The following is a 20,526-nucleotide window of genomic DNA, read 5'->3' as shown; positions in this document are numbered from 1 at the left end:
CGCAGATGCGCCCGGGTGCGCGTTGGCGGGGTGAGCTCCGGAACCGAAAGGCCCTTTCATGACCACCATTCGAGGCATCGAGCATATTGGCATCACCGTGCCGGACCACGACGCCGCCATCGCGTTCTTCAAGGCCGCCTTCGGTGCCGAGGAGATGTTCTCGCAGACCAAGACCAATGGCGGCCCCTTCCCTGCCGAACAGATCGGCCCCAAGAACGGCCTGCGTCCCGGCACCGCGATGATGAGGGTCACGGTGCTGCGGCTGCAGAACGGTCCAAACGTCGAGATCTTCGAGATCGACCGGCCGGGCGGCACGCCGGAGGCCAACATCTCGGATTTCGGCATCAGCCATTTCAGCGTCAACGTGACCGACATCGACGCCGCGATCGCGGCCTTCTGCCGGGCCGGTGGCGCGCTGCTCGAAGGCCCCTACCATCTTGCCGCGCCCGAGGATGGGCCGGGCAACAAGGGCATCTTCGGTCGCACGCCTTGGGGCCTGCTCATCGAGATCCAGCAACTGCCCGCAGCGATGACCTATTTCGACGCCGCCAGCGCCGAGCGCTGGATCCCGGAGGACTGAGATGACCTTGCAGAACAAATCCGTCCTCGTCATCGGCGGCACCTCGGGCATCGGCTTTGGCGTCGCCAAGGCGGCGCAGGAGGCCGGCGCGCATGTCACCGTCGCCTCGCGCTCCGCCGAAAAGGTGGCGAACGCGTCCACCAGGCTCGGGACCGAGGGCGTCGAACTCGACACCGGAGACGCCGCGATGCTTGAAGGCTTCTTCGCCGGGCACAGCTTCGACCACATCTTCTGCTCGGCGGCGAGCACCCGGGTCGACGCGATTCGGTCGCTGCCGCTCGAAGACGCCTACGGCTCCTTCGACTCGAAGTTCTGGGGCGCCTACCGCGTGGCGCGCGCCGCCAGCGTCAGCCCCGGCGGGTCGCTGACCTTCGTCTCGGGCTTCCTGTCGGTCCGTCCCAAGGCGGGCGCGGCGATCCAGGGCGCGATCAATGCCGGCATCGAGGGGCTGACGCGCTGCCTCGCGCTTGAGCTTGCGCCGACCCGGGTCAACTGCATCTCGCCCGGTCTGATCAAGACCGAGATGTACGACACGCTCGACGGCGACGGACGCAAGACGATGTTCGACGGCGCCGCCGAGCGCCTGCCCGTGGGGCGCGTCGGCACACCTGAGAACATCGCGACGCAGGCGCTCGCCCTGATGGCCAATCCCTACATGACTGGCAGCACGATCTTCGTCGATGGCGGCGGCGCCATCGCCTGACACACCGATATTGGAAAGGACAGCAATATGAAACGCACCACGCTTGGCACCACCGGCTTCGACATCGCCCCCATCGTCTTCGGCGGCAACGTCCTCGGCTGGACCACCAATGAGGCCGAGAGCTTCCGCGTGCTCGATGCCTTCATCGATCACGGCTTCGACACAATCGACACCGCCGATGTCTACTCGGCCTGGGCCGACGGCCACTCGGGCGGAGAGTCAGAGACCGTGCTCGGCAAGTGGTTCGCCGCCCGCCCCGGCATGCGCGACAAGGTAAAGCTCTTCACCAAGGTCGGCTCCGACATGGGCGGCCCCGGCGAAAAGGGCCTCTCCGAGGCTTGGATCACCAAGGCGGTGGAGAAGTCGCTTGCGCGGATGCAGGTCGAGACGATCGACCTCTATTTCTCGCACTGGCCCGACCCCTCGGTCAGCCACGAGGAAACCCTTGGCGCTTATGACGCGCTTCTGAAGGCCGGCAAGATCCGCGCCATCGGGGCGTCCAACTATGACGCGGCGCTGCTCACGGCGGCGCTCAAGGCATCGGAAGAGGCCGGCCTGCCCCCCTACCAGGTGGTCCAGCCGGAATATAATCTCTTCGACCGCTCGGGCTTTGAAGGGCCGCTGCAGGATCTCTGCATCGAGAAGAACATCGGCGTGGTGACCTATTTCTCGCTCGCCGCGGGTTTCCTGACCGGCAAGTACCGCAGCGCCTCCGATCTTGAAGGGCGCAAGCGGGCGGGAATGGTCGAGAAATACATGACCGAGCGTGGCATGCGCCTACTCGATGCGCTCGAGGAGGTTGCCTCGGCCCATGGCGCCAAGCCCGCCGAGGTCTCGCTGGCCTGGCTGATGGCGCAGAAGGGCGTGAGCGCCCCGATCGCCAGCGCCACCTCGGTCAGCCAGGTCGAGAGCTTCGCCAAGGCGGCGGCCCTCGATCTCTCGAGCGAGGACCTGGCTCGCCTGACCGACGCGGGCGCCTGAACTTGCGCGCCGCCCCCAAGCAAACGGGGGGCGGCGCCGCATATAGCGGACTTACTCCCGGTCGACGAGGAAGTCGAAATCGCAGCCGTCCTCGGCTTGCAGGATATGCTTGGCGTAGAGCCAGTCATAGCCGCGCCGCGCCTCCGGTTTCGCATCCGGCATCGCGCCGCGCCGCGCGTCCAGCTCCTGCTCTGACACCAGCAGCTCCAGCGTTCGGTTCGCAACGCTCATGCGAATGCGGTCCCCGGTGCGAACCAGCCCGATGGCGCCGCCCGAGGCAGCATCCGGCGAGACGTGCAGCACGATGGTGCCATAGGCGGTGCCGCTCATCCGCGCATCCGAAATCCGCACCATGTCGGAGACCCCCTGCCGCGCCAGCTTCTTCGGGATCGGCAGGTAGCCCGCCTCGGGCATCGCCGCCTTGCTGGTCGGCCCGGCGTTCTGCAGCAGCAGGATGTCTTCGGCGGTGACGTCGAGATCGGGATCGTCGATACGCTCTGCCAAATCCTCAAGCGACGAGAACACCACGGCGCGGGCCTCTGTCTCGAAGAGGCTGGGGTCCGCAGCCGAGCGCTTCAGGATTGCGCCGTTGGGCGCGAGATTGCCATAGAGCGCCACCAACCCGCCAGTCTCGCGCACGGGGGTCGAGGCGGGCGAAATCACGTTGCGATCAACCCAGTCATCCGCCGCCTTGATGCGATCGCCGATGGTTTCGCCGGTCACCGTGGGCACATCGAGATGCAGGATGTCGCGCAGCTCGCGCATCACCGCCGGAATGCCGCCCGCGTAGTGCAGGTCTTCCATGTAGAACTGCCCGGTCGGCTTGAGATCGACCAGAACCGGCGTGCGATCGGAGATCTCGTTGAGCTTGCGAAGATCGAGGTCCAGCCCGACCCGCCCGGCGACAGCCGCGAGATGCAGCACCGCGTTGGTCGAACCGCCGAGCGCCAGCAGCACGGTCACCGCGTTCTCCAGCGCTTGCTGTGTCAGGATGCTGCGCGGGCGCCGCTCGGAGCCGATCAGCTCGACCGCCAGCCGGCCGGTCTCTTCCGCAATGCGCAGGCGGTCGGCGCTGACTGCCGGGATCGCAGCGCCGTAGGCGGGCATCATGCCCATCGCCTCGGTCAGGCTGGCCATGGTCGAGGCGGTGCCCATCACCGCGCAGGTGCCGGCGGTCGAGGCGAGCTTGCGCTCGACGGTGTCGATCTCCTCCTGCTCGATCTGGCCGGAGCGGAACTGCTGCCAGAAGCGACGACAATCGGTGCAGGCCCCGAGCCGGTGCTCCTTGTGGCGCCCGGTCGACATCGGGCCGGCCACCAGCTGCACCGCCGGAAGGTTGGCCGACATCGCCCCCATGAGCTGCGCCGGGACGGTCTTGTCGCAGCCGCCCAGCAGCACCACGCTGTCCATCGGCTGCGCCCGCACCATCTCCTCGACATCCATCGACATCAGGTTGCGGAACTTCAGCGAGGTCGGCGATACGAAGACCTCGCCAAGGGAGATCGTCGGAAAATCGATTGGCAGCGCGCCGGCGGCCAGCACGCCCCGCTTCACCGCCTCGATCATCTCGGGGAAGTGGCGGTGGCAGTTGTTGAAGCCGGAGCCCGACTGCGCGATGCCGACGATCGGCCGGTCGAGCATCTCGCGGCTGTAGCCCATAGAGCTCGCGAACGAGCGGCGAAGATATTTCGAGAAGGCCGCGTCGCCGTAATTGGTCAGTCCGCGCGCGATCCCCTGCGCCTTGTCCTTGGTCATCTGCCTCTCCTGCTCAGCTGTAGCGGTATTTCACGTATTTCGGTTCGAGGTATTCGAGGATGCCGAGCTGGCCGCCCTCGCGCCCCATGCCGCTGTCCTTGATGCCGCCGAACGGCACCTCGGCGGCGGCGAGCAACATGTCGTTAACCCCGACCATGCCGGTCTCGAGCGCCGCCGCCGCGCGGTTCGCCGTGGGCAGCGAGCCGGAAAACACGTAGGAGGCCAGCCCGAAGGGCACGTCGTTTGCCCTCGCCATGACCTCGTCGAAGTCGCGGAAGGTGGAGATCGGCGCCACCGGGCCGAAGGGCTCCTCGGTCATGATGCGGGCATCCTCGGGCACCCGGCCCAGCACCGTCGGCTCGATGTAGAAGCCGCGATTGTGCGCTTTGGGTACGCCGCCGCCCGCCAGCAGCTCGGCGCCGCGATCCTGCGCGTCGCCGATCAGCTCGAGCACGCGGTCGCGGCCACGGGCGTTGGCCATCGGCCCGAAATCGACTCCGTCGTCGAGCCCGCGCCCGATGCGCGCAGCCCTCGCGACCCGCGCCATCGCTTCCGAGAACGGCGCGTAGATATCTTCGTGCACGTAGAAGCGGCTGGGTGAGATGCATACCTGGCCGGCGTTGCGGAACTTGGTCTTCGCGCAGATCTCGCCGACCGCGTCGGGATCGGCATCGGGAAACACCAGCACCGGTGCGTGGCCGCCCAGCTCCATCGAGACTTTCTTGAGCCCGCGCGCGCTCTGCTCCGCGAGCAGCCGCCCCACCGGCACCGAGCCGGTGAGCGAGACCTTGCGGATCACCGGCGAGGCAATGAGATGGGCCGAGATCTCGGCCGGGTCGCCGGTTACCACGTTGAGCACACCCGCGGGCAGCCCGGCCTCGGCGGCGCAGCCCGCGATGTGGAACATCGACGAGGGCGCCTCCTCGGAGGGTTTGATGACGATCGGACAGCCGGCGGCCAGCGCTGCGGCCACCTTGCGCGCCGGCAGCAGCGCCGGGAAGTTCCAGGCGGTGAAGGCTGCGACCGGCCCGACCGGCTCATAGCGCACGTCGAGCGTCACGTCGGCCTCGCGACCGGCCAGCGTATGGCCCCAAATGCGCCGTGCCTCGTCGGCATACCAGTCGAACTGGTCGACTGCGGCCTGCCATTCGCCCTTCGCCTCGGCCAGCGGCTTGCCGGTCTCCTCGCTCATGTCGCGCGCCGCCTGTTCGGCCCGCGCCGCCATGAGGCGCGCGGTCTCGCGCAGGATCGCGCTGCGAGTCCAGCCCGGTGTTGCACGCCACTCCGGCGCGCTGCAGGCGAGCGCGGCCAGCGCCCGGTCGAGATCTTCGGTGCCGGCGCGCGGGATGCGGCCGATGCGATCCTCGGTGGCGGGGTCGATCACGTCGAGCTCGGCACCGGCCACCGCCGGCTGCCAGTCGCCACCGATGAAGAGGCCATACCTGTCGTATAGGGTCATGAGTGTTCCCTTGATCTGAGATGTTGTGGCGATGAAGGCGCGGTCAGAGATGCTCCACCGCCGCCTTGCTGATCGGGCGATCGCTCCGGTGTTTGTGCGGCGGCTTGCCGCGGAAGAGCACGCAGACCGCCTCCAGCAGCGCCGCGGCGCTGTAGAGCGCCATCACGGCCCCTGCGGCGGGGATCGCACCGTAGTAGTAGATCTTATCGATCTGCATGAAAGCGGTGACCTCGCGGTTCATCACAGTGAAGCTGCCGCCGACCCAAACCAGCATGACCGCGAAGGCCAGCATGATGACCTGGATCGCCACCTCGGCGGGTCGGCCCAGCTTCGTAAGCGCGGCGGTCACCACGTCGACCCGATAGAGCGCGCCCTCGCGCCAGAGCGCCACTGCGCCAAGGATGATCAGCCAGACCGTCGCCAGCTCGACGATTTCGTCATAGGCAGCGAAGGGGATCTCGACGGTACGGGCGATGACCCGCGCCAGCAGCAGTGCAAAGAGCACGACAAGGCAGAGGATCACGCCGAACTTGGTCACCCGCGCGACGCAGCTGTCGAGGAAGGAAAGGGTTTTCTTGAGGATGTCCATGATCAGAACCCGAAGAGTGTGGGCACCCACATCACGAGGCCCGGAAAGAAGGTGATGAGAAGCAGCACGACGATCAGACCGACGAGGTAGATCCAGACTTCGCGAATGATCTCGAGCAGGTCGACATTCGCCACCTGCGAGACGGTGTAGAGGCAGAGCCCCACCGGCGGGGTGATCAGGCCGATCATCAGGTTGAGCACGACGACGACGCCGAAATGCACCGGGTCGATGCCCATCTGCGTGGTCAGCGGCAGCAGCATCGGCATGCAGATCACCATCACGGCGATGCCCTCGATGAACATACCCAGCACCAGCAGGATCACGTTGATCAGGATCAGGATCACCCAGGGCTGCTCACTGAGGCCAAGCAGGCCCTCGACGACGGCGTTGGGCACCTGCTGCTGCACCAGCACCCAGGAGAACGGTGCGGCGGCGGCCATGATGAACAGCACCTGCACCGCCTGGCGGCCGGTGACCCACAGCACCTCGGGCAGATCCGAGAGCTTGAGCTCGCGATAGACGAAGATGCCGATGAAGGCGGCATAGGCGGCGGCGAGCACGGCGGCCTCGGTCGGTGTGACGATCCCCATCAACAGGCCGCCGACAACAAAGATCGGCATCGCCAGTGCCGGGATGGCGCCGGCCACGGTCCGCACGCTCTCGCGCAGGTCCGGGCGCTCGGACAGCACCGGCAACCCCTTCGAGCGGGCGGTCAGCGCGATGATCACCATCATCGAGAGCCCCATCAGGAGGCCCGGCAGAATTCCGGCGAGGAAGAGCGCGCCCACCGAGACATTGGCAAGGCTGCCGTAGATCACGAAGGGAATGCTGGGCGGCACGACGGGCCCGATGGTGGACGACGCGGCGGTGATCGCGGCGGCGTAGCCCGGCTTGTAGCCGGCATCGCTCATCGCCTTGACCTCGACCACCCCGAGCCCGGCGCTGTCGGCCACCGCCGAGCCCGACATGCCCGAGAACAGCATCGAACCCACCACGTTGACATGGCCGAGCCCGCCGCGCACCCGGCCGACAAAGACCTGCGCGGTGTGAAAGATCCGGTGCGTCATGCCGCCGGTGTTCATGAGGTTGCCGGCCAGGATGAAAAACGGGATCGCGAGGAGCGAAAACGCGTTCATGCCGGAATAGAAACGCTGGATGAAGATCACCAAGAGGTCCGGCCCCGCGGCCCACCACATGGTGCCGGCGGCCAGCATGGCGAGGGCCACTGCGATGGGCAGACCCACGAGGATCAGCATCACCAGCGATGACATGATGACGAAGACGGGCATCTGGGCTCTTTCTGTCTGGCGTGAACGGATCCCCGGCGACCGCTCAGGCCGCCGGGAAAGATGGCGCCGGTCCCGGATCAGGCGACGCGCGCAGCGTCGACGAAGCCCATCCAGGTCTCCCAGGTCTCGTTGCCGATGCGTTCGCGCATCGCGGCCCAGGCCGGATCCATCATGGCACGGAACGGGGCGGGATCGGGATTGGTGATCTGCACGCCCTCGGCCTCCATCAGCTTAAGCATCTCCTCCTCGCCGGTCTTGACCTGCTGCTGGCACCATTCGCCTGCAGTCTTGGCCTCCTCGCTGACGATGGCCTGCAGCTCGGGAGAGAGTTTCTTCCAAAGCCGCGGCGAGCTCACCAGCATGAAGGAGGTGTAGATGTGCCGGGTGGTCGCGATATGCGACTGCACCTCGTAGAACTTGTTGGCGTAATCCACCGCGACCGGGTTGTCCTGCCCGTCGACCACGCCACTCGAGAGCGCCAGGTAGAGCTCGTTGAAGGCGATGGTCTGGGTATTGGCGCCGAGCGCGTCGAAGGTCGCCTTGATCGACAGCTCCGGCGGGACCCGCAGCTTCAGCCCGGCCACGTCTTCAGGAGTGTTGACAGGGCGGCGGCTGTTCGACAGCGCGCGGAAGCCGTATTCGAAATTGGCCACCCAGTTCAGCTTGTTGCGGGCAAAGAAATCCATCAGCCACTGCTGCGCGGTGCCGCCCAGCACGCGGTGCACATGTTCGTAATCGTCGAACTGGTAGGGGATCTGGATCACGTTCGCGGTCGGATCCTGGCTCTCGATGTTGGGCGGGTTAAACATCACGAAGTCCAGCGCGCCGAGCTGCGCCTGCTTCACCATGTCCGGGGGCGAGCCGAGGGCTGCGTTGGGGAACACGCTGATCTCGACCTCGCCGTCGGTGCGGGCGCTGATCTTCTCGGCCATCTGGTTCACCGCCTGGTAGGCCGGGTGGGTCTCGCCGAGCTGGTGGCCGAGCTTGAAGCTCATCGCGGCGCGGGCCTTGATCGGCACGAAGCCCATGCCGGTGGCCAGCGCGGCGGTGCCGGCGCCCTGCATGAAGGTTCTGCGGTTCAGGTTCAGTTTGGTCATGGTCGTCTCCTCCCTGGTTGGGTCGAGGCGCCGGCACGGCCCGGTCGCCTCCTCGTTATCCCCTCCGGCGCGTCCTCCCGGCCGGATGGGCAAATCTCAGGCCACGGGCTGCCTCCCGAGCGCCGCCTCGCAGAGCCGGCGGATGTCGGACAGGCCGTCCTTCAGCACCTGCGCTCCGGAGCGGGTGTCACCCGCGAACCAGTGGCTTTCATGTTCGATCGAGACCGGGCCGTCATAGCCGCTCTCGAACAGCGCGCGCATCATCGCGGGCAGGTCGATCTCGCCCTGCCCGATGGGCACGAAGCGGAAATCTGCGGGCGTGCCGGTGACGTCCTTGAGGTGCATGTGCACCGCATGCGGCGCCAGCTTGCGCGCCGCTTCAGTCACATCGTCGCCCATCGGCTTCAGGTGCGAGGCATCGAAATTGATCTTGAGGCCCGGTGCCGCCTCGATCGCGGCGAGCGCACTGGCCGCAGTGCCGATCTCACGGCCCACGATAGGCTCGAGCGCGAAGGTCAGTCCCTTGGCCTGCGCGACGTCGGCACCGCGGGCCAGGGCCCCGTAGAGGGCCGAGAGCTCGGTCTGCTCGCCTGGGATCACGTGCACCACGTCGATCCCGAGATCGACGGCGCGCGCCATCATCGCATGGGTCCAGAGCTGCGCCGCATCGCGCCGGTCGGCATCCTTCGAGCCAAAGTCGCGGTGGTGGATGCAGAGCGCGGAATACGGCCCCATCCCCGCCAGTTGCGAGATCACCGAAGCGGGCGTTTCGATGCCCAGATGGGCCTCGCCCCAAGGCAGCGTCTCGCCGTTGATCTCGGCCATGTCGTAGCCATGGTCGCGGATCATCCGCACCGCCTCGGTCACCGGCATGTCGGCCAGGAGCCCCGTGTGGAACGAGGTCTTGGGCATTTGAGACAAAGCTGTCACGGGCCATCCTCCTTGCGGTCTGGCTGGGGGTGTCGTGTCGGTTGTCTGGGGGCGGGGCGGAGCGCCCGGCGCTCCGCCCCGCCGTCCCGGCTCAGTCGAAGAGCTTCAGCGCCTCGGTGGTGATCTCGGTGTCACCTGTCCAGTGACCGCCCGAGCTGCCGATGGCGCCGGCGATCTGCCCATCGATCACGATGGGCTGGCCGCCGCCGAAGGTCATCAGCCGGTGCACCACGCCCGGCGCGCCGATGCGCAGCGGCTCGTCGTCCTTCATGATCTCCTGCCACTTGTGGGTGGCGATATGCGACACCGCCGCGGTGTAGGCCTTGTCGATGGCGATCTGGGCCGCGGCCGGGTTGGCGGCGTCCATGCGCGAGAAGGCGATCAGGAAGCCGCCATCATCAACCACCGCAATGGCGACCGTCTTGCCGATCTTCTCGGCATGGTCGAAGGCGCGCCGGATCAGTTCCTCGGCCGCCGCCTTGGTGACGACAGGCTTGCTGCGGCTCAGGGCCACGGGGCTCATGTCTTCAGGCATCTCAAGCACTCTTCTTCGCCGGAGCGGGCGCATAGGTGTCGGCGGAGAACTCGATGCGCTCCTGCATCGCCGCCTTCATCAGCTGGCTCGAGGTCGCGGTGAGCGGCAGCTCGATGCCGGCCTCGCGTCCGACCACGACTGAGTTGAACAGATCCTTGTCAAACATCCGGTAGAGATCGTCGCTGCCGGCCAGCGGGTGGTTGTGCAGCAGACGATCATAGTTGCCCCACATCTGCGCGACCCAGCTGTCGGCGGTGGTGTCGGTGGCGAAATTGGCCAGCGTCTGCTCCTCGAGCCCCAGCGCGCGGGCCAGCCGCATGCTCTCGATCGCAGCCATCCAGTTGCCGAAGGTCATCATCTGGATCGCGAGCTTGGCGCCGGCCCCGGAGCCGCGCGGGCCCATATGCTCGGTGCGGCGCGAGATCGCGTCGAAATAGTCGCGGTTGGCCTCGATATCGGCCGGATGGCCGCCGCACATAATGGCAAGATCGCCTTCACGGGCCCGGAGATCGCCGCCCGAGACCTGTGCATCGACCATCTTGATGCCGCGCGCGTCGGTTTCTTCGCCGAGCGCCTTGATGGTGTCGGGCATCACGGTCGAGTGCACGATCAGCGTGGTGCCGGGCTTGACGACATCAAGCAGGCCGCCCTCGCTGCGAAACAGCGCGTTGAGCTGCTTGTCGTTGACCACGGCGACACCGATCGTGTCGCACTCGGCCGCGAGCTGCTCGTTGCTCTCGGCAAAGCGGGCACCCGCGCCCAGGCACTCGCTGGCCTGCTCCTTGCGCAGGTCGCGCACAAGGACGTCGAGCCCTTCGCGCAGCAGCGACAGGACCATCGGCGTGCCGATATTGCCGACGCCTACGAAACCTACGGTTCTCTTGGTCATTTCTTCCTCCTCTCGTGCGGGCAACAGGCCCGCGAAGTGATAATCAGGTGTCTGGCCGGCGGTCAGAGCGACTGCCGCACCCAGCGCGATTGCACGTCCTCGACCCAGTTGCCGACGTTCCACGACCCCCAGCTGCCCATGCCGCCACGCGGATCCTCGCCGCTGTAGACCGGCACGTGCAGGACGCTGAGACCGGCATGGGCGTGGCCCTGCGCAAGCGCCTCGCGCAGCTCTTCGGCGCTGCCGCCGACGGTGATCGGAAGCACCCCGCTCACCGCGCCGGCCATCGCCGCGTAATCCACCGCGACACCGTCATTGGTGCGGAAGTCCCGGCCATATTGCGCCAGCTGCAGGCTGCTGATCGCGGCCATGCGGCGGTTGTCGAAGATCACCACCATGCCGCGCAGCTTGTGCTCTACCGCGTCGATCAGCACCTGCGGGTTCATCATGAACGACCCGTCGCCGGTGAAGGCGATCACGTAGTCGGGCCGGTCGGCCAGCGCGGAGGCAAGGATGCCACTCGAGGCAAAACCCATGTAGCTCGCGCCTGTCTCGGTATAGGTCTGGCCCGAGCGGTCGTCCTCGACCACCTGGAAGCCGTTGGCCTGCACGTCGCCGGCATCAAAATACTTCACCGCACCGACCTCTCGGGCAAAGGCATCGACGATGCCGATCGCCGCGGGCTGGGCGAGTACGTCGCGCTTCCAGACCGTGTCCTGCACCGGCGGCAGGGCAAGGCGCTCGGCCTTGAAGGCCTGCCACTCGGCCTTCTTCGCGGCGCAGGCCTCGAGCCAGCCGGCCTTGCCGGCGGCGGCGCTGCGGGCCTCGAGCGCCGCGGTCAGCCGGCGTGCTACGGCGCCGAGATCGCCGACCAGCGACAGCGTGTCATTGTAGTGCAGCGCGTCAGCCCAGTCGCCGTTGAGGTTCACCACCCTGCGCACCTTTGGGTAGCCGGTTCCCGAACAATCCGCCTGACAGACCGCCCGGGAGCCAGCCACGATCAGCAGCTCGGCCTCCTCCATCGCGTGGTTGCCGCTGATCGACCCCTTGGACCCGCCCACATGCATGTTGAGCGGATCGTCATCGGCAAGCACGCCGGTCGAGCCGGGAGAGAGCACGACCGGCGCGCCCGCCGCACGGGCCAGGGCCCGGATCTCGGCGTCGAAGCCGCGGGTGCCGCCGCCGGCCTTGAGAACGACCTTGCCCGCCGCAGCGATCTGCTCGGCCGCGGCCTCGATGAGCGCATCGCCTTCGGGCGAGAGCGGCACCGGCGCCAGGCGCGACGGCAGGGCATCGAGGTTGAACATTGCCCGCGCCGGCTGTGTGTTGATCGGCAGGTGGAGGTAGAACGGCCCGGCCTTGACGGGGTCGAAGACCCGACGCGTGCCGCGCCGCATCGCCTCGCGCAGCGCCTCGGGCGTGTGCAGGAAATAGCTCTCCCCCATGAGCGCCGTCATGCGGGCGTAAAGCTCCTGTTGCGGCTTCGGGATCTGCTGCATGTTGTAGCCTTCGCCGAAGGTGGTCTCGTCGCCGTAGACATGCCAGACGCCAACCCCGTTCGATGCCGCGGCGAGCGAGCCTGCCATGGCCTGCAGCGCTCCCGGCCCGATCGAGGTGACCAGTGCCGGCGTCTCGCCGTACTGCCAGGCCAGCGCTGTGGCGGCGTGGGCCATCTCGACCTCGTTGCGGAAGTTGAAGGTCCGCGTCACGCCCTCGCCGTCATAGATCCTGAGCACCTCGCCAAGATCCGTCGAGCCGTGGCCGAAGATCGCCAGATACTTGCGCGTGCCCTGCTTGAGCAGCGCCAGCACCAGCGCCTCGGAGAGCGTGAGCTCCAGCGTTTCGGGCAGCATCTCCGCCGCACGGGCCTCGGCCAGTCCGCCGGCGGCGGCGATCACCGCGGCGCGGGCGCGCATACCCTGCGTGCCAGAGCGGGTGACATGCGAGGAAAACTCTTGAAGGTTCATAGGCTCAAGCCTCCGGACTGTCGGAAACGTTCAGGGAAAGCGTGCGACCGGCGTCCATCACCTCGTCTCGGACGAGGGCGAGATGCTCTGGGGTGGCACGGTTGATCGGGGTCGAGACACTGATCGAGGCGATGATGCGCCCGGTGGTGTCGCGCACAGCGGCTCCGAGGCAGACGACGTAGAGCTGGAACTCCTCGCGATCCTCGGAATAGCCCCGCTCCCGGGTCTCTTCGAGCTCGGTGATCAGCGCATCGACATCGGTGCAGGTGTTGCCGGTGAATTTCTGCATGCCGTGCTCGGAGGTGATGCGGCGGATCTCGGTCTCGGGCAGCTCGGAAAGCAGGATCTTGCCCGTGGCGGTGGCGTGCATGGCGCGCGATTTTCCGATCGAGCCGCTGTCGACGCGCAGGGCATGGCGTGCCTCGCGCTTGACCAGGGTGATCATCTCGCCGCCCTCGAGCACCGCCAGATGCACGGCTTCCTCGGTGATCTGGTTGAGCGCATCGAGCACCGCCTTGGCGCGGCCCGGCAGCTCGGCCTTGACGTTCACGGCGTCGGCCAGAACCACCAGCTGAGAGCCCAGCATGTAGCGGCCGCGGGCGGTGCCGGGGCGCACGTAGTGGCGCGCCATGAGGGTCTTGATGATGTGGTGGCAGGTGGAGGCGTTGAGCGACAGCGCCTCGCTGATCGTCGCAAGTGTGACCTCTCCGCGGTGGCGCGCCATCACCTCGAGAATGGCCAGCGCACGATCCACCGACTGGATCGTCTTCTCGCCTTTCGTGTCTGTCTGAGTGTCCATCATCGTCTCCTCCGTGTCAGCATGCTTGGAGGAGGACCTGCCCTAAGACAAAAGTTTTTTCATATTGCCGTGCTGATTTCACATTGTGAAAAATGAAAGGGGCCTGGGACAAATTTCAGGATTTGCCGACCCCTGATGCGCATGACCCTGTCCTGCACCGATACCCGGCATGGGTCTCGGTTCCAGTTCGCGATCTTGTGGTGCCTTTGCACGCGTGATTGGCCCTCGCGCGCATCAGACGCATCCGGTCGATCGCCCCATGAGCTTTCTCGGCGCGCTGGATGACGCGTAGAAGGAGCCGCTACGGTCTTTGTGGCGGGCTCAGTGCGAAAGACCGCACGGTTTAGGCCCGATCCATCGTCTCAGGGTGGACCAGCACCGAGCACAGGATGCTGCGCACCGCGGCATCCTTCAGGAGCGCCTGCCCTGCCTCCTCGAACAGCGCCGCGCCGAAATTGCTCGAGAAGGTCGCGCGGTTGGCGACGTTGAAGAAGCTCACCGCCGAGATTTGCCAGTGCAGCGCCACCGGCGAGACATCCTCGCGAAAGAGTCCTGCCTCGAGCCCTGCCTCGCAGATCTTCTCGACCACGCCGATGGCGCGCAGATTCTGCCCGTGCAGCCGCGCCATCCGGTCGAGATGGCGCGCCTCGTGGATGTTCTCGATCATCACGAGGCGGATGAATTCCGGGTTGCGGCGATGGTGGTCGAAGGTGAATTCGATCAGCGCTTTGAGCGCCTTGTCCGGCGCCAGCCCCTCGAGATCGAGCTCGGCCTCGCCGGCTCGCACCTCGGCATAGCAATCTTCCAGCACCGCTTCGTAGAGCGATTGTTTGTCCCCGAAATAGTAGAAGATCATCCGCTTCGAGGTCTTGGTGCCCGAGGCGATGTCTTCGATTCGGGCACCCGAGAGGCCGCTCCGGGCAAACTCCGTCCGGGCGACACGCAGGATATCCGATTTCACCGCCTCGGGATTCTGCTTCCAGCGCCGTGATTTGGTTTCTTTTTCCATCGGATAACCCCGCCTCCCTCTCCACGCTCATTCTACCTTTTTAACCCGGCGGTTCAATTGTCTTGACGAATTTAACCGCACGGTTCATTGTCAGCGACAGAACGACACACCGCCAGGGGAGGGGCCGGTTTGGAGACCATCACCACATCCGAAGACGCTCTGCTTGCCGGCCTGATCGGCCGCGGCATCATGCTGTCGCGCACCCCCCTGATGCACATGCGCGAGGCGCAGGCGCAGGGGCTGTTCACGGTCTACGAGAAGCTCGACATGGATGCGCCCGAGCGCGCGACACTCTCGCTCACCGACATGGTGGCCGCCGCCGAGGCCGCCGGCTTCGACGGGCTCAACATCACCTACCCGTTCAAGATCGAGGTGATCTCGCTGCTCGACGAGCTGAGCGAGAACGCCCGCGCCGTGGGCGCGGTCAACACCGTGGTGCTGAAGGACGGAAAGCGCATCGGCCACAACACCGATCTCTGGGGCTTTGCCGAGAGCTTCCGTCGCGGGCTCGACGGCGCCGACACGCGCCACGCGGTGCTGCTGGGCGCCGGCGGCGCTGGCGTCGCTGTGGCCCATGCGCTGGCCGATTGCGGCGCGCAGAAGCTCTCTATCTTCGACACCGATCTGGCCCGCGCCGAGGCGCTGGCCAAGCTGGTCGCGGGCAACCGCCCCGGCACCGAGACGCAGGCGGTCTCCGACCTTGCCGCGCTTTTCGCCGCGGACCGCCCCACCGGCATCGTCAACGCCACCCCGATGGGCATGGCCAAGCTGCCGGGCATGGCGATCGAGGCCGATCTCATCGCCAGCGACCTCTGGGTCGCCGATATCGTCTATTTCCCGCTCGAGACCCAGCTCATCGCAACCGCGCGCGCCAAGGGCTGCCGCGTGCTGCCGGGCTCGGGCATGGCGGTCTACCAGGCGGTGCGCGCCTTCGAACTCTTCACGGGCCGGCCCGCCGACCCGAACCGGATGAAGGCAACATTCGACGCCTTCGATAAGGCCCCGCTCGCCACCGCGGGCAACATGTAACGCAAAGGGAGGACAACATGCGTTCCATCACCACTTCTCTGCTGGCCGTCACCGCGCTCTGCGGCAGCCTCGCAGCCACCTCGGCCATGGCCCAGACGATCCGCGTCGCGCACGTGGACCCCGACGAATGGACCGGCTCCAAGAAGGGCGCCGCGGCACAGATCTTCAAGAACATCGTCGAAGGCCAGTCGGACATGACCGTCGAGGTCTTCCCCGCCGGCGCGCTCGGCAACGAGGACGAGCTGGTCGCACAGGCGCAGGACAACCTCACGCAGGTTGTGCTGGTCTCGGGCGCGATGTCCAAGGTCTGCCCTGCGGCCTCCGTGCTCGACATCCCCTACACCTTCTCCTCGGCCACCGTGGCGTGGGACGTGCTTGACGGTGAGTTTGGCGACGCGCTCGCAGAGCACTGCCTCGAAGAGACCGGCCTGCGCACGCTGGCCTATGGCGAGACGGGCTTCCGCAACTTCACCAACGGTGTCCGCGAGATCAAGTCGCCCGCCGACATGGAAGGGCTGAAGTTCCGCGTCCAGCCGATCCCGCTCTATGTCGAGATGGTCAAGGGCCTCGGCGGCGAGCCGACCCCGATCGCATGGACAGAGCTGCCGAACGCGCTCTCGACCGGGGTGGTCGACGGCCAGGAGAACCCGGTCGGCGTGATCTACAACAACGGCCTGCACAAGCTGCAGAAATACATGACCCTCGACGGGCACGTATATGCCGCCGACTTCATACTGATCTCGGACGAGTTCTACGACATGCTCGAGCCGGCACAGCAGGAAGTGGTGGCCCGCGCCGCACGCGTCGCCGGCAACATGGGCCGTGCGATCCAGCAGTGGAACACCGCCGAAGGCGTCGGCAAGGTTCAGGAAGAGGGCATGGAAGTCTACGCCCCGACCTCTGACGAGATCGCCGCCTTCGCGGAGAAGGCACAGCCCGCCGTGGTCGAGTACCTGCGTGGCGAGCTCGGGGATGACGCAGAGTGGATCGACCGCCTGCAATCGGCCGTGGCTGACGCCACCCAGTAAGAGGCAAGCATTGCCGGGGCCGGGCCTCTGCGAGGGGGCCCGGCCTCGTTCAATTTCGCCCGTCTGTTCAATTCCGGAGGAGCCGACATGACCGCTCTTACCCGCGCCGCAAGATGGCTGTTCGGCTTCGGAGCCGGTCTATCGATGGCGCTCGTCTTCCTGATCATCTTCGTCAATTCGCTGCGGCGCTACACTATGGGCCGCTCGGTGCCGTGGGGCGAGGAACTGCCGATCTACCTGACGATCTATGGCGTCATGTTCGGGCTCGCACTGGCCTATCTCAACGACCAGCACATCCGCTTTACCGTGGTCACCGACACCCTGTCGGGCCGGGTGCGCCACGTGCTGTTCATGATCGCCGACGTGGTCACCATCGCTTCAGGGCTAGCGCTGGCCTATGCCGGCCACGTCTTCGCCCTGCGACGCGGCGGCGTCGACAGCTCCGGCCTCAAGAGCACGGCGGACTGGCTCGCCACCTCCACCGGCATCGACTGGCTGGTCTGGATCGGCAAGGTCGGGCCCTATCAATACGCCATTGCCTTCGGGGGCGCCCTCTTGGCCGTTGCCGGCGCCCTGAAGCTGGCCGAGCGCCTCACACAGAGACGGGAGTTCTGAGCCATGGTCTATGCCATCCTCATCGTGGGCCTGCTGGCGGGCGCGCCGATCGCCATCGCGATCATCGCCGCACTGCTCTACTTCATGGCCACTGGCGATGCGCCCTACACGTTGCGCATCGTGCCGACCGAGATCTTCAAGGGGCTGAACTCCTTCCCGCTGCTGGCCATCCCGCTTTTCGTGCTGGCCGGCGAGCTGATGAACGAAAGCGGCATCACCGGCCGCATCATCGCCTTCGCCAACGTGCTGGTAGGCCGCCTGCGCGCGGGCCTCGCGCTCGTGAACATCTGGGCCTCGGTGATCTTCGCCGGCCTCTCGGGCTCGGCGGTCGCCGACACCTCAGCGATCGGCCGGGTGTTCATCCCCGAAATGGAGAAGCACGGCTATGACCGCAGCTTCGCCGCCGCCCTGACCGCCGCCTCCTCGGTGATCGGCCCGATCATTCCGCCCTCGATCCCGGTGATCATCTACGCGCTGATCGTCTCAGGTGTCTCGGTGCCGGCGCTGTTCCTCGGCGGCGTGGTGCCGGGCCTGCTGCTGGCGGTGTTCCTGTCGGGCTATGTCATGCTGACCGTGAAGGTCGACCACGGCGACCAGACCGGAGACCTCGGCGGGCCGTCCAACGGCCAGGCGCTTCTGCAAGGCATCCTGCCGCTGCTGATGCCGGTGCTCGTGGTCGGCTCGATCCTCGCAGGCATCGTGACGCCCACCGAGGCCGCAAGCTTTGCCGTGGGCTACGCGCTGATCCTCGGGGTCTTCGTCTACCGCAAGATCAAGCTCTCTGCCCTGCCCCGCATCTTCTCGGGCGCGATGCGCGACAGCGCGGTGATCCTGATCATCATCGCGGCGGTGGCGGCGGCAAACTGGCTGCTGACCTACAACCGCATCCCCAACATGCTCACCGACTGGGTGCTGGGAAATGTCGACAGCAAGACCGCCTTCCTGCTTGCCGTCATCGTCCTGTTCCTCTTCGTGGGCCTGTTCCTCGAGGGCATCGCGGCGATGCTGGTGCTGGTGCCGATCCTGCACCCGATCGCGGTGAGCATGGGGGTCGACCCGACCCATTTCGGCATTCTGGTGATCTTCAACCTGATGATCGGCCTGATCACCCCGCCGCTCGGCCTCTGCCTCTTCGTGGCCGAAGGCGTGGCCAATGTCGGGATGGCGCGGCTGATCCGGTCGATCATGCCCTTCTTCCTCGTCGAGGTGCTGGTGCTGATCATCCTGACCTTCGTGCCGCAAACCGTCACCTGGCTGCCGACCCTGCTCGGCTTCTGATCCGCAACCCGTGGGAGACTCCGCCATGAAGACCTCGATCGCCACCGTCTCGATCTCGGGCGCCCTGCCCGAGAAGCTCGACGCCATCGCATCCGCCGGGTTCGACGGGGTCGAGATCTTCGAGCAGGATTTCATCGCCCATGATGGCGGCGCCCGCGAGGTCGGGCGGATGATCCGCGACAAGGGGCTGGACATCACCCTGTTCCAACCCTTCCGCGATTTCGAATGCCTGCCCGAGCCGCTGCGCGCCAAGGCCTTCGACCGCGCCAAGCGCAAGTTCGACGTCATGCAGGAGCTCGGCACCGACCTGATCCTGATCTGCTCGTCGGTGCATCCGCGCTCGCTCGGCGGCATCCAGCGTGCCGCCGATGACCTTGCCGAGCTCGGCGAGATCGCCGGCGCGCGCGGCCTGCGGGTGGGCTTCGAGGCGCTGGCCTGGGGCCGGCATTTCAACGATCACCGCGACGCATGGGAAATCGTGCGCCGCGCCAACCACGACCATGTCGGGTTGATCCTCGACAGCTTCCACACGCTGGGACGCAAGATCGACCCGGAATCGATCCGCGCCATTCCCGGCGACAAGATCTTCTTCGTGCAACTCGCGGATGCGCCCGCCATCGACATGGACCTGCTCTACTGGTCGCGCCACTTCCGCAACATGCCGGGCGAAGGCGATCTCGAGGTGCGCCGCTTCATGCAGGCGGTGATGGCGGCGGGCTATACCGGACCGATCAGCCTCGAGATCTTCAACGACCAGTTCCGCGGCTCCAACGCCAAGGCCACCGCGCAGGACGGCTACCGCTCTCTGGTGGCCCTGATGGACGATGTGCGCCGGGTCGAGCCGGAGACGAAGATCGACCTGCCCGCAATCCCGCCCCGGGTCCGCGCGGAAGATGTCAGCTTCATCGAGTTCACCGCCCGCGACGGCGAGGTCGAGACGCTGTCTCAGCTCCTGCGCACGCTGGGCTTCACCCACGCCGCACAGCACCGCAACAAGCGGGTGGCGCTCTGGCAGCAGGGCGACGTGCGCATCGTCATCAACTCCGAGACCGAGGGCCATGCCAGCCATGTCTGGAACACCCGCGGCCTCTCGGTCTGCGACATCGGCCTGCAGGTCTCTTCGGCGGAAGACACCGTGACCCGTGCCAAGGCGCTCGGCTCCACGCCCTTTTCCCAGCCCACCGGGCCGGGCGAGCTCGCGATCCCGGCGATCCGCGGCCTCGGCGGCTCGGTGCTGCACTTCATTGACGGCACCAGCGGGCTCGATAGCGTGTGGGATGTGGAGTTTGCCAAGACCGACGCCACGCCCCGCAATGACGTCGGCATCACCCATATCGACCACCTCGCGCAGACCATGTCCTACGAGGACATGCTGAGCTGGACGCTATTCTACTCGACGCTGTTCGACATGGACAAATCGCCGATGGTTGACGTGATCGACCCGGACGGTCTGGTGCGCAGTCAGGTGGTGGAAAGCGAGGACGGCCGCTTTAAGATCACCCTGAACGGGGCCGAGACACACCGCACGCTGGCGGGCCGCTTTCTCGCCTCGACCTTCGGCGCCTCGGTGCAGCATATCGCGCTGGCGAGCGACGACATCTTCGCCACCGCCGAGCAGATGGCCAAGAACGGCTTCGAGGCGCTGCCGATCCCGGCCAATTACTACGATGACCTCGCCGCGCGCTTCGACATGCCCGACGGCCTGCTAGACCGGCTACGCGCCGCGAATATCCTCTACGATCGCGACGGCGAGGCGGAGTTCTTCCAGCTCTACTCGCGCGCCTTCGCCAGCGGCATGTTCTTCGAGATCGTGCAGCGCGGGCCGGGCTACAAGGGCTTCGGCGGTCCCAACGCGCCGTTCCGCATTGCCGCACAAAAGCGCCTCGGGCCGGGCAAGGGCATGCCGAAGACCTGATGCCAGCACTGATTTTTCATGAAGTGCGCGCTCTCTCGAGCGCGGCGACCCGGTGCTACCATCCCGGTCAAATGACATG

19 protein-coding genes are annotated in these 20,526 nt (G+C 66.5%); 8 read left to right on the top strand and 11 right to left on the bottom strand.

The features are described 5' to 3' along the window. Positions 1–58: 58 nt before the first annotated feature. The 3 genes from JF542_RS22280 to JF542_RS22270 are packed head-to-tail and all read left to right on the top strand — an operon-like array spanning position 59 to position 2,264. Entirely contained in the window at positions 59–580 is a 522-nt protein-coding gene (locus JF542_RS22280) for a VOC family protein (protein ID WP_207077489.1), read from the top strand. Position 581: 1 nt separating this feature from the next. Beyond that, a complete protein-coding gene (locus JF542_RS22275) occupies positions 582–1,283 on the top strand; it encodes an SDR family oxidoreductase (protein ID WP_207077488.1) in 702 nt (233 codons plus the stop codon). A 27-nt stretch (positions 1,284–1,310) separates the two neighbouring features. Beyond that, complete coding sequence (locus tag JF542_RS22270) at positions 1,311–2,264, top strand: aldo/keto reductase (protein WP_207077487.1); 954 nt, start codon at positions 1,311–1,313, stop codon at positions 2,262–2,264. A gap of 51 nt (positions 2,265–2,315) precedes the next feature. On the opposite strand, the gene JF542_RS22265 is transcribed toward JF542_RS22270, so the two are convergent. The 11 genes from JF542_RS22265 to JF542_RS22215 form a co-directional block, all read right to left on the bottom strand. Continuing rightward, a complete protein-coding gene (locus tag JF542_RS22265) occupies positions 2,316–4,019 on the bottom strand; it encodes a dihydroxy-acid dehydratase (RefSeq protein ID WP_207077486.1) in 1,704 nt (567 codons plus the stop codon). A 13-nt stretch (positions 4,020–4,032) separates the two neighbouring features. After that, the gene (locus JF542_RS22260; RefSeq protein WP_207077485.1) at positions 4,033–5,478 is read right to left on the bottom strand and encodes an NAD-dependent succinate-semialdehyde dehydrogenase; all 1,446 of its coding nucleotides are present in this window, start codon (positions 5,476–5,478) and stop codon (positions 4,033–4,035) included. Between the two features lie 43 nt (positions 5,479–5,521). Then, positions 5,522–6,067: a TRAP transporter small permease gene (locus JF542_RS22255; protein WP_207077484.1), complete on the bottom strand. Its 546-nt coding sequence runs from the start codon at positions 6,065–6,067 to the stop codon at positions 5,522–5,524. A 2-nt stretch (positions 6,068–6,069) separates the two neighbouring features. Next, entirely contained in the window at positions 6,070–7,356 is a 1,287-nt protein-coding gene (locus JF542_RS22250; protein WP_207077483.1) for a TRAP transporter large permease, read from the bottom strand. Positions 7,357–7,433: 77 nt separating this feature from the next. Next, positions 7,434–8,453: a TRAP transporter substrate-binding protein gene (locus JF542_RS22245; protein ID WP_207077482.1), complete on the bottom strand. Its 1,020-nt coding sequence runs from the start codon at positions 8,451–8,453 to the stop codon at positions 7,434–7,436. A 96-nt stretch (positions 8,454–8,549) separates the two neighbouring features. Further along, a complete protein-coding gene (locus JF542_RS22240; protein WP_207077481.1) occupies positions 8,550–9,383 on the bottom strand; it encodes a TIM barrel protein in 834 nt (277 codons plus the stop codon). Between the two features lie 91 nt (positions 9,384–9,474). Further along, positions 9,475–9,918: a GlcG/HbpS family heme-binding protein gene (locus tag JF542_RS22235; RefSeq protein WP_207077480.1), complete on the bottom strand. Its 444-nt coding sequence runs from the start codon at positions 9,916–9,918 to the stop codon at positions 9,475–9,477. 1 nt (position 9,919) lies between these two features. Continuing rightward, the gene (locus JF542_RS22230; RefSeq protein ID WP_207077479.1) at positions 9,920–10,807 is read right to left on the bottom strand and encodes an NAD(P)-dependent oxidoreductase; all 888 of its coding nucleotides are present in this window, start codon (positions 10,805–10,807) and stop codon (positions 9,920–9,922) included. Positions 10,808–10,869: 62 nt separating this feature from the next. Beyond that, on the bottom strand, positions 10,870–12,774 hold the full coding sequence (locus tag JF542_RS22225) for a thiamine pyrophosphate-dependent enzyme (RefSeq protein ID WP_224888489.1): 1,905 nt from the start codon (positions 12,772–12,774) through the stop codon (positions 10,870–10,872). A 4-nt stretch (positions 12,775–12,778) separates the two neighbouring features. Further along, on the bottom strand, positions 12,779–13,573 hold the full coding sequence (locus JF542_RS22220) for an IclR family transcriptional regulator (RefSeq protein WP_207077478.1): 795 nt from the start codon (positions 13,571–13,573) through the stop codon (positions 12,779–12,781). A gap of 343 nt (positions 13,574–13,916) precedes the next feature. Beyond that, positions 13,917–14,582 (bottom strand): TetR/AcrR family transcriptional regulator, encoded by a 666-nt coding sequence (locus JF542_RS22215; protein ID WP_207077477.1) that lies wholly within the window; start codon positions 14,580–14,582, stop codon positions 13,917–13,919. 129 nt (positions 14,583–14,711) lie between these two features. On the opposite strand from JF542_RS22215, the gene JF542_RS22210 reads away from it, so the two are divergent. From JF542_RS22210 to JF542_RS22190, 5 genes are all read left to right on the top strand, one after another. Further along, complete coding sequence (locus JF542_RS22210) at positions 14,712–15,611, top strand: shikimate dehydrogenase (RefSeq protein WP_242533891.1); 900 nt, start codon at positions 14,712–14,714, stop codon at positions 15,609–15,611. A gap of 17 nt (positions 15,612–15,628) precedes the next feature. Beyond that, positions 15,629–16,639 carry a DctP family TRAP transporter solute-binding subunit gene (locus JF542_RS22205; protein WP_207077476.1) on the top strand — a complete coding sequence of 337 codons (1,011 nt, stop codon included), beginning with the start codon at positions 15,629–15,631 and terminating at the stop codon, positions 16,637–16,639. Between the two features lie 87 nt (positions 16,640–16,726). Beyond that, positions 16,727–17,254: a TRAP transporter small permease gene (locus tag JF542_RS22200; RefSeq protein ID WP_207077475.1), complete on the top strand. Its 528-nt coding sequence runs from the start codon at positions 16,727–16,729 to the stop codon at positions 17,252–17,254. Between the two features lie 3 nt (positions 17,255–17,257). Then, the gene (locus tag JF542_RS22195) at positions 17,258–18,532 is read left to right on the top strand and encodes a TRAP transporter large permease (RefSeq protein WP_207077474.1); all 1,275 of its coding nucleotides are present in this window, start codon (positions 17,258–17,260) and stop codon (positions 18,530–18,532) included. Between the two features lie 25 nt (positions 18,533–18,557). Further along, positions 18,558–20,447 (top strand): bifunctional sugar phosphate isomerase/epimerase/4-hydroxyphenylpyruvate dioxygenase family protein, encoded by a 1,890-nt coding sequence (locus JF542_RS22190; RefSeq protein WP_207077473.1) that lies wholly within the window; start codon positions 18,558–18,560, stop codon positions 20,445–20,447. The last annotated feature ends 79 nt before the right edge of the window (positions 20,448–20,526 follow it).

It is taken from the genome of Salipiger bermudensis (assembly GCF_017309175.1).
Classification (GTDB): domain Bacteria; phylum Pseudomonadota; class Alphaproteobacteria; order Rhodobacterales; family Rhodobacteraceae; genus Salipiger; species Salipiger bermudensis.
This window is presented reverse-complemented; position numbering and strand designations above follow the sequence as displayed.